Source organism: Mycobacterium palustre, from assembly GCF_002101785.1.
Taxonomy (GTDB): Bacteria; Actinomycetota; Actinomycetes; order Mycobacteriales; family Mycobacteriaceae; genus Mycobacterium; species Mycobacterium palustre.
This window is the reverse complement of sequence record NZ_LQPJ01000115.1, coordinates 1-12475: the sequence shown is the minus strand read 5'-3', so window position 1 is coordinate 12475 and position 12475 is coordinate 1. Positions and strand designations below refer to the sequence as shown.

General features: G+C 70.9%; 10 protein-coding genes, 1 tRNA gene and 1 pseudogene. 3 read left to right on the top strand and 9 right to left on the bottom strand.

Features of this window, described 5'->3' with window-relative positions; translation table 11 throughout:
- Positions 1 to 43: 43 nt before the first annotated feature.
- Positions 44 to 119: transfer RNA gene (locus AWC19_RS18075), tRNA-Thr, on the bottom strand.
- 42 nt (positions 120 to 161) lie between these two features.
- Positions 162 to 1364, bottom strand: coding sequence for a DNA polymerase III subunit delta' (locus tag AWC19_RS18070; protein WP_085079432.1), 1203 nt, complete (start codon positions 1362 to 1364; stop codon positions 162 to 164).
- Positions 1365 to 1456: 92 nt separating this feature from the next.
- Here AWC19_RS18070 and AWC19_RS18065 point away from each other — a divergent pair, with 92 nt between their 5' ends.
- The gene (locus tag AWC19_RS18065; RefSeq protein WP_245849103.1) at positions 1457 to 3148 is read left to right on the top strand and encodes an adenylate/guanylate cyclase domain-containing protein; all 1692 of its coding nucleotides are present in this window, start codon (positions 1457 to 1459) and stop codon (positions 3146 to 3148) included.
- A 9-nt stretch (positions 3149 to 3157) separates the two neighbouring features.
- Here the strand turns inward: AWC19_RS18065 and topA are convergent, their stop codons facing one another.
- From topA to cspA, 3 genes are all read right to left on the bottom strand, one after another.
- A complete protein-coding gene (gene topA / locus AWC19_RS18060) occupies positions 3158 to 5995 on the bottom strand; it encodes a type I DNA topoisomerase (RefSeq protein WP_085079430.1) in 2838 nt (945 codons plus the stop codon).
- Between the two features lie 176 nt (positions 5996 to 6171).
- Positions 6172 to 6780, bottom strand: a complete 609-nt coding sequence (locus AWC19_RS18055; protein ID WP_085079429.1) for a hypothetical protein — start codon at positions 6778 to 6780, stop codon at positions 6172 to 6174.
- Between the two features lie 151 nt (positions 6781 to 6931).
- Complete coding sequence (cspA, locus tag AWC19_RS18050) at positions 6932 to 7135, bottom strand: cold shock protein CspA (RefSeq protein WP_007166602.1); 204 nt, start codon at positions 7133 to 7135, stop codon at positions 6932 to 6934.
- A gap of 248 nt (positions 7136 to 7383) precedes the next feature.
- Here cspA and AWC19_RS18045 point away from each other — a divergent pair, with 248 nt between their 5' ends.
- Together AWC19_RS18045 and AWC19_RS18040 are read left to right on the top strand one after the other, a co-directional pair.
- Positions 7384 to 9723 carry a DEAD/DEAH box helicase gene (locus AWC19_RS18045; protein WP_085079482.1) on the top strand — a complete coding sequence of 780 codons (2340 nt, stop codon included), beginning with the start codon at positions 7384 to 7386 and terminating at the stop codon, positions 9721 to 9723.
- 167 nt (positions 9724 to 9890) lie between these two features.
- Positions 9891 to 10929: pseudogene (locus AWC19_RS18040) on the top strand (PAS domain-containing protein).
- On the opposite strand, the gene AWC19_RS29275 reads toward AWC19_RS18040, so the two are convergent.
- The 4 genes from AWC19_RS29275 to AWC19_RS18025 are packed head-to-tail and all read right to left on the bottom strand — an operon-like array spanning position 10926 to position 12404.
- The gene (locus AWC19_RS29275; protein ID WP_142281278.1) at positions 10926 to 11249 is read right to left on the bottom strand and encodes an Rv3654c family TadE-like protein; all 324 of its coding nucleotides are present in this window, start codon (positions 11247 to 11249) and stop codon (positions 10926 to 10928) included. The pseudogene AWC19_RS18040 and the gene AWC19_RS29275 overlap by 4 nt on opposite strands.
- 19 nt (positions 11250 to 11268) lie before the next feature.
- The gene (locus AWC19_RS29270) at positions 11269 to 11556 is read right to left on the bottom strand and encodes a TadE family type IV pilus minor pilin (RefSeq protein WP_142281283.1); all 288 of its coding nucleotides are present in this window, start codon (positions 11554 to 11556) and stop codon (positions 11269 to 11271) included.
- Positions 11557 to 11594: 38 nt separating this feature from the next.
- Positions 11595 to 11795, bottom strand: coding sequence for a DUF4244 domain-containing protein (locus AWC19_RS18030; protein ID WP_085079427.1), 201 nt, complete (start codon positions 11793 to 11795; stop codon positions 11595 to 11597).
- Between the two features lie 18 nt (positions 11796 to 11813).
- On the bottom strand, positions 11814 to 12404 hold the full coding sequence (locus AWC19_RS18025) for a type II secretion system F family protein (protein ID WP_211284948.1): 591 nt from the start codon (positions 12402 to 12404) through the stop codon (positions 11814 to 11816).
- Positions 12405 to 12475: the final 71 nt, after the last annotated feature.

Sequence of the window (12475 nt, the reverse complement as noted above, 5' to 3'; positions counted from 1 at the left end):
GGAAGGGCGATACCCCTCTCGCGCGACAACTGCGACATAAAACTGGAGCCACCTAGGAGAATCGAACTCCTGACCTGCTCATTACGAGTGAGCCGCTCTACCGACTGAGCTAAGGTGGCGTGCCCTGCCGGGCGGCACGAGTCTACGGCAGGCGTCCCGAGTCACCCAAGTTGCTGCCCGATGGTCGCGACCATGGCGTCGACGGCGAACTTGGGTTTGACGTTGATCGCCAGCGCCTCTCGGCACTCCAGCACCGCCTCGATGCAGCGCAGCAGCCGCTCGGGCGAGGCGTGGGCGGCCAGCGCCGCCACTCGATCGGCCATGTCGGGGTGGTTGGCCCGCACGCCCCCCGCGTCCGCCGACACCACGAGCGCGTCGCGAAAGTAGGTGGCCAGGTCGATCAGCGCCCGGTCCAGCGCGTCGCGCGACGCCCGGGTCTGCCGCGACTTCTGCCGCCGCTCCAGGTCCTTGAGCGCGCCGGTGGCTCCGCGCAGCGCACCCGCGGTGCCCTTCCCGGTGCCGCCGGCGCCCAAAGCGGTTCGCAGCTCCTCGGTTTCGGCCTCGGCGCGGTCGGCGGTCAGCACCACGGCCTCGGCCTCGGCCGCGGCCACCAGCTCCTCGGCGGCGGCGTAGGCGCGCGACGGGGTCGCGGCGTCACGCACCAGCCCCAGCGCCCGCTCGCGTCGCTGCCGGGCGTCGGCGTCGACGGCCAGGCGGCGGGCGCGCCCGACGTGCCCGCCGCTGACCGAGGCGGCCCACTTCGCCGTGTCGGCATCCAGGCCGCCGTCGACCAGCACGCGCGCGATGGCCTCGGTCGACGGGGTGACCAGCGAGACGTGGCGGCACCGGGACCGCAGCGTGACCGCGATGTCCTCGGGATCCACCGACGGAGCGCACAGCAAAAACACCGTGGACGGCGGCGGCTCCTCGACGACCTTCAACAGCGCGTTCGCGGCCCCCTCAGTCAACCGGTCGGCGTCTTCGATGACGACGATCTGCCGGTGTCCCGTGGTCGGGCGGCGCGACGCGATCTGCACGATGCCGCGCATCTCGTCCACACCGATGGATAGGCCCTCGGGGATTATTCGGCGCACGTCGGCGTGGGTGCCGGCCATCGTCGTCGAGCAGGCCCGGCACCGCCCGCAGCCAGGCTCGCCATCGGAGGTGCACTGCAGCGCCGCGGCGAAGCAGACCGCGGCGATGGAGCGCCCCGAACCGGGGGGGCCGGTGATCAGCCAGGCATGTGTCATAGTTCCGGCGCCGGACTCGCTGTGAGTGGAATCACCGCGCGCGGAACGGGCGGCGGCGAGCAGTTCGGCCACCACCGCCTCTTGGCCTACCAGCCGTGTAAACACCCCGGACATCACCGGCAACAGTAGTGACACCTGCCGACGGATACCGATCCGCCATCGGATCGCGATATTTCCGTAACTTCCCGGGCCGTTTCAGCAGCTATATGCGACGTGCCGAGTCGCGCGAACTTTTCCGTCAAGTCCATACCGACCGATACGGTGGATCGGTGGCAACCATGGCGGAACTGCCGGGGCGGATCAGCGAATTCGTCCGGTGGGTGGTGCGCACCCCGTGGCCGCTGTTTTCGCTGAGCATGCTGCAGGCCGACATCATCGGCGGCCTGTTCGTGCTGGGCTTCTTGCGCTACGGCTTGCCGCCCCAGGACCGCATCCAGCTGCAGGATCTGCCCCCGGTCAACCTGGCGATCTTCATCAGCGTCGTGATCACGCTGTTCCTCGCCGGCATCGTGTTCAACCTCAAGCTGCTGCTGCCGGTCTTTCGCTGGCAGCGCCGCGACAACCTGCTGGCCGAGGCCGATCCGGCCGAGACCGAACTGGCGCGCAGCCGCGCGCTGCGCATGCCGTTCTACCGCACGCTCACCAGTGGGGTGGCTTGGTGCATCGGCGGGCTGGTGTTCATCATCGCCAGCTGGTCGGTGGCCAAGTACACGGCGCCCGTCGTCGCGGTCGCCGTGGCGTTGGGCGCGGCCGCCACGGCGATCATCGGCTATCTGCAGTCCGAGCGGGTGCTGCGGCCCGTGGCGGTCGCGGCGCTGCGCAGCGGCGTGCCCGAGAACGTCAAGGCGCCCGGGGTCATTTTGCGCCAGATGCTGAGCTGGATGCTGTCCACCGCGGTGCCGCTGCTGGCCATCGTGCTGGCCGTGGTGGCCGACAAGGCCTCCCTGCTGCACGCCACCCCCGAAAAACTGTTCAACCCGATCCTGCTGCTGGCCCTGGCCGCGCTGGGCATCGGCCTGGTCAGCACCCTGTTGGTGGCCATGTCGATCGCCGACCCGCTGCGTCAGCTGCGCTGGGCGCTGAGCGAGGTGCAACGCGGAAACTACAACGCGCACATGCAGATCTATGACGCCAGCGAGCTGGGCCTGCTGCAGGCCGGCTTCAACGATATGGTGCGCGACCTGTCCGAGCGGCAGCGGCTGCGCGACCTGTTCGGCCGCTACGTGGGTGAGGACGTGGCCCGCCGGGCCCTCGAGCGCGGCACCGAGCTGGGTGGCCAGGAGCGCAACGTGGCGGTGCTCTTCGTCGACCTGGTCGGCTCCACCAAGCTGGCCGCGACGCGGCCGCCCGCCGAAGTGGTCCACCTGCTCAACGAGTTCTTCCGCGTGGTGGTCGACACCGTCGGCAAGCACGGCGGGTTCGTCAACAAGTTCCAGGGCGACGCGGCGCTGGCCATCTTCGGCGCGCCGATCGAGCACCCGGACGCCTCCGGCGGGGCGCTCGCGGCGGCCCGCGAGCTGCACGACGCGCTGCTGCCGGTGATCGGCTCGGCGGAGTTCGGCATCGGGGTGTCGGCCGGCCGGGCCATCGCCGGCCACATCGGGGCGCAGGCCCGCTTCGAATACACGGTGATCGGCGATCCGGTCAACGAGGCCGCGCGGCTCACCGAGCTGGCCAAGCTGGAGGCCGGCCACGTGCTGGCGTCGGCGATCGCGGTCAGCGGCGCCCTGGACGCCGAGGCGCTGTGCTGGGACGTCGGCGAGGTCGTCGAGCTGCGCGGGCGCACGGCACCCACTCAGCTGGCGCGGCCGGCGAAGCTCGCCGGAGTCACGGCCTCCCAGCCGGGGCGGGCCAGGCCGGACCAGGTGTCCAGCGAGTCCATCGGGCCGAGTTTTTGACGCCGCGCGCTAGCTGCGCTTGGCCGCCTTCCTGGCCCCCGATTTGGCAACAGCCTTTCGGGTGCTCTTCTTGGCAACCCGCTTCACCGGGCCCCGGGCCCGCCGGTCGGCGAGCAGTTCGGCCGCGCGCTCGTCGGTGATCGACATCACGTCGTCGCCCTTGCGCAGGCTGGCGTTGGTCTCGCCGTCGGTGACGTACGGCCCGAACCGGCCGTCCTTGATGACCATCGGCTTGCCCGACGCCGGATCGTTCCCCAGTTCGCGCAGCGGCGGCGCCGAAGCGCTCTGCCTGCCACGGCGTTTGGGCTCGGCGTAGATCTTCAGCGCTTCCTCGAGGGTGATATCGAAGATCTGGTCCTCGGTCGCCAGCGAGCGAGAATCGTTGCCGCGCTTAAGGTATGGGCCATAGCGCCCGTTCTGCGCGGTGATCTCCTCGCCGGTCTGCGGGTCGACGCCGACGACGCGGGGCAGCGACAGCAGCTTCAGCGCGTCCTCGAGCGTGACGGTCTGCAGGTCCATGCCGCGCAGCAGGGAACCGGTGCGGGGTTTGGGTCCGGTGGGCTTCTTGCCCTTCTTCGCCGGGGCGCCGCCGTCGTCGTCTTCGGACGGCGGCAGCACCTCGGTCACGTACGGCCCGTAGCGGCCGTCCTTGGCGACGATCTCGTGACCCGTTTCGGGGTCCACGCCCAGCACGCGTCCCTCTTGGGGGGTGGCGAAGAGTTCCTCGGCCACTTCCAGCGTCAGCTCGTCGGGGGTCAGCGAGTCGTTGAGGTTGGCCCGCTGCGGCGTGGGCTCCCCGTCGTCACCGGTGACGATGCGTTCCAGGTAGGGCCCGTTCTTGCCGACCCGAACATAGACCGGCCGGCCCTGCGCGTCGTCAAACACCTTGATGGAGTTGACTTCTCGCGCGTCGATGCCCTCCAGGTTGACGCCCACCAACTTCTTGAGGCCGCCCGAGCGTGCCACCGAGTCGGGCACCCCGTGCTCGCCGCCGAAGTAGAAGTTGTTGAGCCAGTTGGTGCGCCGCTCGTTGCCCGATGCGATCGCGTCGAGCTCGTCTTCCATCGCCGCGGTGAAGCCGTAGTCGACCAGGCGGCCGAAGTGCTGCTCGAGCAGGCCGGTGACGGCGAACGCGACCCACGAGGGCACCAGCGCGCTGCCCTTCTTGTACACGTAGCCGCGGTCCTGGATGGTCTTGATGATCGACGAATACGTCGACGGGCGGCCGATGCCCAGCTCCTCGAGCGCCTTGACCAGCGAAGCCTCGGTGTAGCGCGCCGGCGGGTTGGTGGCGTGCCCCTCAGGGGTGAGCTCGATAACGTTTAGCCGCTGCCCCTCGGTCAGGCGCGGCAGCCGGCGCTCGGCGTCGTCCGCCTCGCCGCCGGCGAGCTCGTCGACGGTCTCGACGTAGGCCTTGAGGAAGCCGGCGAAGGTGATGGTGCGCCCGCTCGCGGCGAACACGACCTCTCTTGGGGTCTGCGGCCCCCCAGACCTGCCCGCGATCCGCAGGCTCAGCGTCGTGCCGCGGGCGTCGGCCATCTGCGAGGCCACCGTGCGCTGCCAGATCAGCTCGTAAAGCCGGAACTCGTCGCCGTCGAGCTCCCGGCGCACCGCGTCCGGGGTGGCGAACGTCTCGCCGGCCGGCCGGATCGCCTCGTGCGCCTCCTGCGCGTTCTTCACCTTGCGGGTGTACTGGCGCGGCGCCGGCGAGACGTACTCCTCGCCGTAGAGCTGACGCGCCTGGGTGCGCGCGGCGCTGATCGCCGACTCCGACAGGGTCGTGGAGTCGGTGCGCATATAGGTGATGTAGCCGTTTTCGTAGAGCCGCTGGGCGATGCTCATCGTGCGTTCCGAGGAGAACCGCAGCTTGCGCCCGGCCTCCTGCTGCAGCGTCGACGTCATGAACGGCGCGTAGGGGCGCCGGGTGTAGGGCTTTTCCTCCACCGACGCGACGGACAGCTGAGCGCCCCGCAACCCGGCGGCCAGCTCGGTGGCGGCCGCCTCGTCCAGCACTACGACTTCTGCGGGGCCTTCGCCGCCCCTATTGCGCAGCTGGCCCGCCGAGTCGAAATCGCGGCCGGTGGCCACGCGCAGGCCGTCGACGCCGGCCAACCGGGCGGCGAAAACGGGCGGCTGGGCCTGCGGGTCGGACGCGCTGGCGTCCAGCTGGGCGACGATGTCCCAGTACGACGCGCTGCGGAACGCCATGCGGTCGCGTTCGCGCTGCACGATGATCCGGGTGGCCACCGACTGGACCCGCCCCGCCGACAGCTTCGGGGCGACCTTCTTCCACAGCACCGGGCTGACCTCGTAGCCGTACAGCCGGTCCAGGATGCGGCGCGTCTCCTGGGCGTCGACCAGGTCGATGTCCAGGTCGCGGGGGTGCTCGGCGGCGGCGCGGATGGCCGGCTCGGTGATCTCGTGGAACACCATCCGCTTGACCGGGATGTTCGGCTTGAGGGTCTCCAGCAGGTGCCAGGCGATGGCCTCGCCTTCGCGGTCACCGTCCGTGGCCAGGTAGAGCTCGTCGACGTCCTTGAGCAGCCCCTTGAGCTCGCTGACGGTGCTCTTCTTCTCCGGGCTGATGATGTAGAGCGGCTCGAAGTCGGCGTCGACGTTGACCCCCAACCGGGCCCAAGGCTCGGACTTGAACTTGGCGGGGACGTCGGCCGCGGCCCGCGGCAGGTCGCGGATGTGTCCGCGGGAGGACTCGACGATGTACCTGGAGCCCAGGTAGCTGGCCAGTTTGCGCGCCTTGGTGGGCGACTCGACGATCACGAGTCGCCTAGGGGTCCCATTTCCGCCACTGGTCGGGCTTTGTGGGTCCTTTAGCTTCGGGTCAGCCAACTGCGCTTACGCTCCATCTCTTATCCCGGCCCCCCTACGAGACCGCCCTGCAGGAAGAATGACAGGCCGGCGCCTGAAATTCCGGTGAACTTCAGGTACGCCGGCGTTCCTTCGCTTTGGGGCACCTGACAATTTCGCACCCTCGGGCGTGGCTGCGCAAACCGGCTAGCCGAAAATCACGCCGTAACCGACGGCGCACTGCGGGGCCACAGCGGCAACGCCGCCGAGTCGTCGGGAGGTTCCCCAACGTTTTCTACCAGGCGCGATAGCCTCCGGCGGCCGCTGATCCGAAGCGCCGGCCGGCCGCCGCGGGTGCCGATCAGGGTGGGCGCGATGCCGACGCGCATCAGCGCCGACGCCAGGGGGGAATGGGTGTCGGGGGCGTGCGGGTCCAGACCGAGCAGGTAGTGCCCGCCCTCCGGGCGACCGGCCGCCAGCGTCCACGCCCGCAGCTCCCGCGGGCCGGGCAGCCATCGCGGCGGCACCGTCTTGACCGCGCCGCGGGTCCACTCGGCCGCCAGGGCCACCAACGACGGCGTCACCGCCGTCCGCACCAGCGGGGTGTCTTCGTCGGTGCGCCCGATTTCGGGCTTTAGGCCCGCCTCTTGGATCATCTCGGCCAGCGCCGCGGCCCGCCACTCGTGGTCGACGACCACTGAAAGCCGGGCGCCCTGCGCCTCCGGGGCACCGACCAACACGATCTGGCCAGAGGCCGCCAGCACCCCCGAGAGGTCGGCGACCGCGGGCGGCACCGACTCCGCTGTAAAGAAGGAAAGCTGGCTCACGCCACCGACAGTAGGCCAGCTCGCCCCTCCGCGCGTTCAGTTAACCGGCGCGGCGGCGGTTTGGGCGGCACGGGACGCCGAAACGAAAACCCCCCGGCGGGGCCCGCTGGGCGGGACTGCACGGGGGGTTCCGGTGGAGTGTCTGCTCTCCTTAGACGGAGCGGACTCCGGTGGCCTGGGGGCCCTTAGGGCTGTGGCCGATCTCGAACTCGACCTTCTGATTTTCCTCGAGGGTGCGGAAGCCCGAACCCTGGATCTCCGTGTAGTGGACAAAAACATCCGCGGAACCGTCTTCGGGGGCAATGAACCCGAACCCCTTCTCCGCATTGAACCACTTCACAGTTCCCTGTGGCATTTCCTGATTTTTCCTTCTCTTATGGGTGCGGTGCACCGCCTTTCGGTGCCCCGGGCCAGCTGCGACCGCCATACCTCGCGTAGTCGCCGGAACTTCACCCGACCGATAACCTCGCAGGAACCGCGGCCGCAACATTGTTCCTGCGAAAGTTTGACACGAACACAGAAGCTGCGACCGCAATCATCCAATCATGTTCATCGCGTCGGCGACAGACTTGTGTGACCGGCTGATGTTAGGAGGGTGTGAACTTGGCGAGTTTCGGCAGCGACCTGCTTGCCGTCGCGCTCGCCGGTACCGCGGCGGGCGAAGGCCCCCTGCGCCACGTCGCCGAGCTGCCTGCGCGCACCGGCCGGCCGCACGCCTGGCCGGAATGGGCCGATCCCGACGTGGTGCGCGCGTTCGCCGGCCGCGGCATCAGCCGCCCGTGGTCGCATCAGGCCGTCGCGGCCGAGCTGGCGCACGCGGGGCGCCACGTGGTGGTCAGCACGGGCACCGCGTCGGGCAAGTCGCTGGCCTATCAGCTTCCCGTTCTCAACGCGTTGGCGACGGACCCGCGGGCCCGGGTGCTGTACCTGTCGCCGACCAAGGCGCTCGGCCACGACCAGCTGCGCGCCGCGCACGCGCTGACCGCGGCCATCCCGCGGCTGCAAGAGCCCGGTTTTGCGGTCGCGCCCACCGCCTACGACGGCGACAGCCCCGCCGAGGTGCGCGGCTTCGCCCGCGAACGCTCCCGCTGGTTGTTTTCCAACCCCGACATGATCCATCTGTCGATCCTGCGCAACCACGCCCGCTGGGCGGTGTTGTTGCGCGGCCTGCGGTTCGTGATCGTCGACGAATGCCATTACTACCGCGGCGTTTTCGGCTCCAACGTGGCGATGGTGCTGCGCCGGCTGCTGCGGTTGTGCGGGCGGTACTCGAGCGCCCCGACGGTCATCTTCGCCAGCGCGACGACCGATTCGCCCGGCGCGACCGCCGCCGAGCTCATCGGCCTTCCGGTCGAGGAGGTCAGCGAGGACGGCTCGCCGCAGGGGTCCAGGACGGTGGCGCTGTGGGAGCCCGCGCTGCTGGCCGACCTGGTCGGCGAGAACGGCGCCCCGGTGCGCCGCTCGGCCGGCGCGGAGGCGGCGCGGGTGATGGCCGACCTGATCGCCGAAGGGGCGCAGACGCTGACGTTCGTGCGGTCGCGGCGCGCCGCGGAGCTGACCGCGCTGGGGGCGCAGGCGCGGCTGGCCGACATCGCGCCCGAGCTCGCGCAGAAGGTGGCGTCGTATCGGGCCGGATATTTGGCCGAGGACCGCAGCGCGCTGGAGCGGGCGCTGGCCGAGGGCGGGCTGCGCGGCCTGGCCACCACCAATGCGCTGGAGCTGGGGGTCGACATCGCCGGGCTGGACGCGGTGGTGCTCGCCGGGTTCCCGGGGACCGTCGCCTCGTTCTGGCAGCAGGCGGGCCGGTCGGGCCGGCGCGGTCAGGGCGCGCTCGTGGTGCTGATCGCCCGCGACGATCCGCTGGACACCTACCTGGTCCACCACCCCGACGCGCTGCTGGGCAAGCCGGTCGAACGCGTGGTCATCGATCCCGCCAACCCCTACATCGTGGGCCCCCAATTGCTTTGCGCGGCAACGGAAATGCCGCTCGACGAGGCGGAGGTGCGGAACTTCGGCCCCGCCGAGGCAGCGCAGGGCCTGGTCGACTCCCTGGTTGAGCAGGGGCTGCTGCGGCGCCGTAACGGCAAATACTTTCCGGCCGCCGGGATCGAACCGCACGGCGCGGTGGACATCCGCGGGTCGGCCGGCGGCCAGATCGTCATCGTGGAGGCCGATACGGGGCGGCTGCTCGGCAGCGCGGGTGTCGATCGAGCCCCGGCCTCGGTGCACCCGGGCGCGGTGTATCTGCATCAGGGCGAGACCTACGTCGTCGACTCCCTGGACCTCGAGGACCAGATCGCGTTCGTCCACGCCGAGGATCCCGGTTACTCCACGTTCGCGCGCGAACTCACCGACATCGTCGTCACCGGGACGGGTGAGCGTTCGCAGTTCGGGCCGGTCACGCTGGGGCTGGTGCCGGTCAAGGTCACCCACCGGGTCGTCGGTTACCTGCGGCGCCGGCTCTCCGGGGAGGTCATCGACTTCATCGAGCTGGACATGCCCGAGCACGTGCTGCCCACCACCGCCGCGATGTACACCATCACCCCGGAGGCGTTGCTGCGCAACGGCATTGACGCGCCGCAAATCCCCGGCTCGCTGCACGCCGCCGAACATGCGGCCATCGGCCTGCTGCCGCTGGTGGCCAGCTGCGACCGCGGCGACATCGGCGGGCTGTCCACCGCGGTCGGCCCCGACGGCTTGCCCAGCGTCTTCGTCTACGACGGGTATCCGGGCGGGGCCGGCTTCGCCGAACGCGGCTTCCGCCGCGCCCGCACCTGGCTGGGCGCCACCGCGGCGGCCATCGAGGCGTGCGAGTGCCCGGGCGGGTGCCCGTCGTGCGTGCAGTCGCCCAAGTGCGGCAACGGCAACGACCCGCTCGACAAGGCCGGCGCCGTGCGGGTGCTGCGGCTGGTGCTCGCGGCGTTGGGCCGGGGCCCGGGCTAACCGGGCTCATTCGGCGATGTGAACCCAAGGACGGCGACCGACCCCTCAACGGTCGACCCATGGATCCGCGTCGTCACAGGCGCCGTTCTTGCCTGCCGAGGAAACCCCAACGTACCATCACGCCGAGCGCGAAAAGGGCGGACAACAGCGGCCATAAAATCGGCCCCATGGCCCACGACTGGCTGCTCGTGGAGACGTTGGGGGGGCGAGCCCGCCGTCGTGGCGCAGGGGCGGCAACTCAAGAACCTCGTGCCGATCACCACGTTCCTGCGCCGCAGCCCGCACCTCGCCGCGGTCCGAACCGCGATCGCCGAGACGGTGCGCAACGGCCAGAGCCTGACCAGCATCACCACCAAGCGCGACCGCGTCATCCGCACCGAACCGGTGGTGATGTCCGACGGCTACGTCCACGGCGTGCACGTGTGGACCGGCCCGGCCGACGCCGAGCCGGCCGAGCGCCCCATCCCGGGGCCGCTGAAGTGGGACCTCACCCTGGGCGTGGCCACCGACACCCGCGAGTCGCTGATCAACAGCGGCAAGAATCCCGACGTCGAGGTGGCGTTCGGCAGGGCATTCGCCGAGGACCTGCCGTCGCGCGAACTCAACCCGAACGAAACCAAGGTGCTGGCCATGGCAGTCAGGGCCAAACCGGACCAAACCCTCTGCAGCACATGGGATGTCGCCGATTGGCGGGGCAGCCCAGTCCGGATCGGCTTCGTCGCGCGCACCACGCTGGAACCGGGGCCGGACGGGCGGGATCACCTGGTGGCGCGGGCGATGAACTGGCGCACCGAATTCAAGGGCCCGCCGGTCTCGACCGATGATCTGGCGCAGCGGATCCTGCAAGGGCTGGCGCAAGCCGGTGTGCACCGCGCGCTGGTCGACGTCAGCAACTGGTCCTTGCTGAAATGGCTCGACGAGCCCTGCCCCTTCTATGACTGGCGGGCCGCCAAGACGGGCGGGCCGAGGGTGCACCCCGACGACGAACACCTGTGGACCCGCATGACGAAGGAATCCGCCGACGGGCCCACCAGCCGCGTGCTGCGCATGCCCGGCCACGACGTCGACTGGGTTCCGCTGCACGTCACGGTCAACCGGGTCGAACTCGAACCGGACACCTTCGCCGGGCTGGTTTCGCTGCGACTGCCGACCGACGAGGAAGTCGCCGCCGCGGGACTGCCGCAAGCCTTCAACGAGACGACCTAGCCGCCACCGACGGCCGAGCCGACGGGGCCGGCCCGCGCGGCGGCCCGTGCCGCCCCGCCGAAGGCGACGACCACCCGGACGGTGACGACGACGTCGAGACCGTCCACGCCGCACGCGGCGTCGTCGACGCGCATTTCGTGCGCGACGGCCGAAGCGCGGCTGCAGGCCGCCGCGGCGCCGGAGGGCAGATAGCCGGCCGCGGCCAGCGCCGCCAGGGCGGCGGCGGCCTGCGCGCGGTGACGCGCGACCACCGCCGACCCCAGGTACGCGCCGGCGCCGGTGACCGACAGCAACACCACCACCATCGCGGCCGCCAGCACGGTGGCCGCGCCCCGGTCATCACCGGGGTTCGGCCGCCGAAACCGCCCTGCCCGCAATGTCCAACGCGGGCAAGAGCTTTGAACGCGCAACGACGGTGGCCACCACGAAATCACCGTCGCGGTCGACGCGGACCCGCGCCCCCACCGGCGCGACGCGGCGCGCGGCCTCGACCGCCACCCGTTCGTCACCGCGAGCGGCCAGCCGGGCCGCCTCCCGGGCGGCGTCGACGCAGCGCACCTGCATCGACACCGCGGTGACACCGGCCAGGCACAGCACCAGCACCACGACCAGCGCGGCGATCGCCAGCGCCGCCTCGACGGTGCTCGCGCCGCCGGCACAGCGGGCTAAACCTTGGTGTTGAGGGCGCGACCGATGATGTTGTTGAGCGCCGACACGATGGAATCGCCGGTGACGACGGTGTAGAGGATCGCGCCGAAGGCCGCCGCCGCCACGGTGCCGATAGCGTATTCGACGGTCGACATGCCCGACTCGTCGGTCGCGACGACGACCATCCGGATCAGCAAGCCGCGGAATATGTTGCGCATCAATGGTTTCCTTTCGTTTCATAGCAGGCCCGACTGCAACACGTCGCGGGCCAGCCCCACCACCATCGGCACGATGCCCAGGCATACGAACGCGGGCAAGAAGCAGAGCCCGAGCGGCCCGGCGACCAGCACACCCGCCCGCTCGGCGGCCGCGGTGGCCGCGTGCGCGGCGTCGTGACGAGACTGGTCGGCGAGCTCGGTGATGCCGCGCGCCAACGCGGCGCCCGAGGACGCCGACCGCCGCGCCAGCCGCAGCAGCGCGTCGGTGTGCGCGTCGGCGTGGCCAGCCGGCGCGTCGGGCGGGATCGACCATGCCACTGCGGGGTCGGCGCCCAGCGCGAGCAGGTCGGCCGCCCGGCGCAGCACCGTGCCCAGCTTCGCCGGGGCGGACGGCGCCGTCGCCGCGGCGCCGGCCGACACCGCCATGCCGGCCTCCAGGCAGACGGCCAGCACGTCGAGGCTGGACGCGACGGCCAGCGGGTCGGGCCCCGTGAGCGGCCGCGGGCGCGCTCCGGACGTGAGGGGCCGCATCCCCGCCCGCGCCCGCACCGCCGAGGGGCCGGGTCCGATCCACAGCGCGATGGCCAGCAACACCGCCGCGGTGGTCATGCGCCACTCCTCCTCATCGCTTCCGCGATGCATCGTCGCCGGCGCGGGTCATGCGCCACTCCTCCTCATCG

Bases quoted from the DNA above. Each gene is read 5' to 3' on its own strand.
- AWC19_RS18030 (WP_085079427.1), bottom strand. From the start codon at position 11,795: ATGCGCAACATATTCCGCGGCTTGCTGATCCGGATGGTCGTCGTCGCG.
- AWC19_RS18070 (WP_085079432.1), bottom strand. From the start codon at position 1,364: ATGTCCGGGGTGTTTACACGGCTGGTAGGCCAAGAGGCGGTGGTGGCC.
- AWC19_RS18065 (WP_245849103.1), top strand. From the start codon at position 1,457: ATGCGACGTGCCGAGTCGCGCGAACTTTTCCGTCAAGTCCATACCGAC.
- cspA (WP_007166602.1), bottom strand. From the start codon at position 7,135: ATGCCACAGGGAACTGTGAAGTGGTTCAATGCGGAGAAGGGGTTCGGG.
- AWC19_RS18025 (WP_211284948.1), bottom strand. From the start codon at position 12,404: ATGACCACCGCGGCGGTGTTGCTGGCCATCGCGCTGTGGATCGGACCC.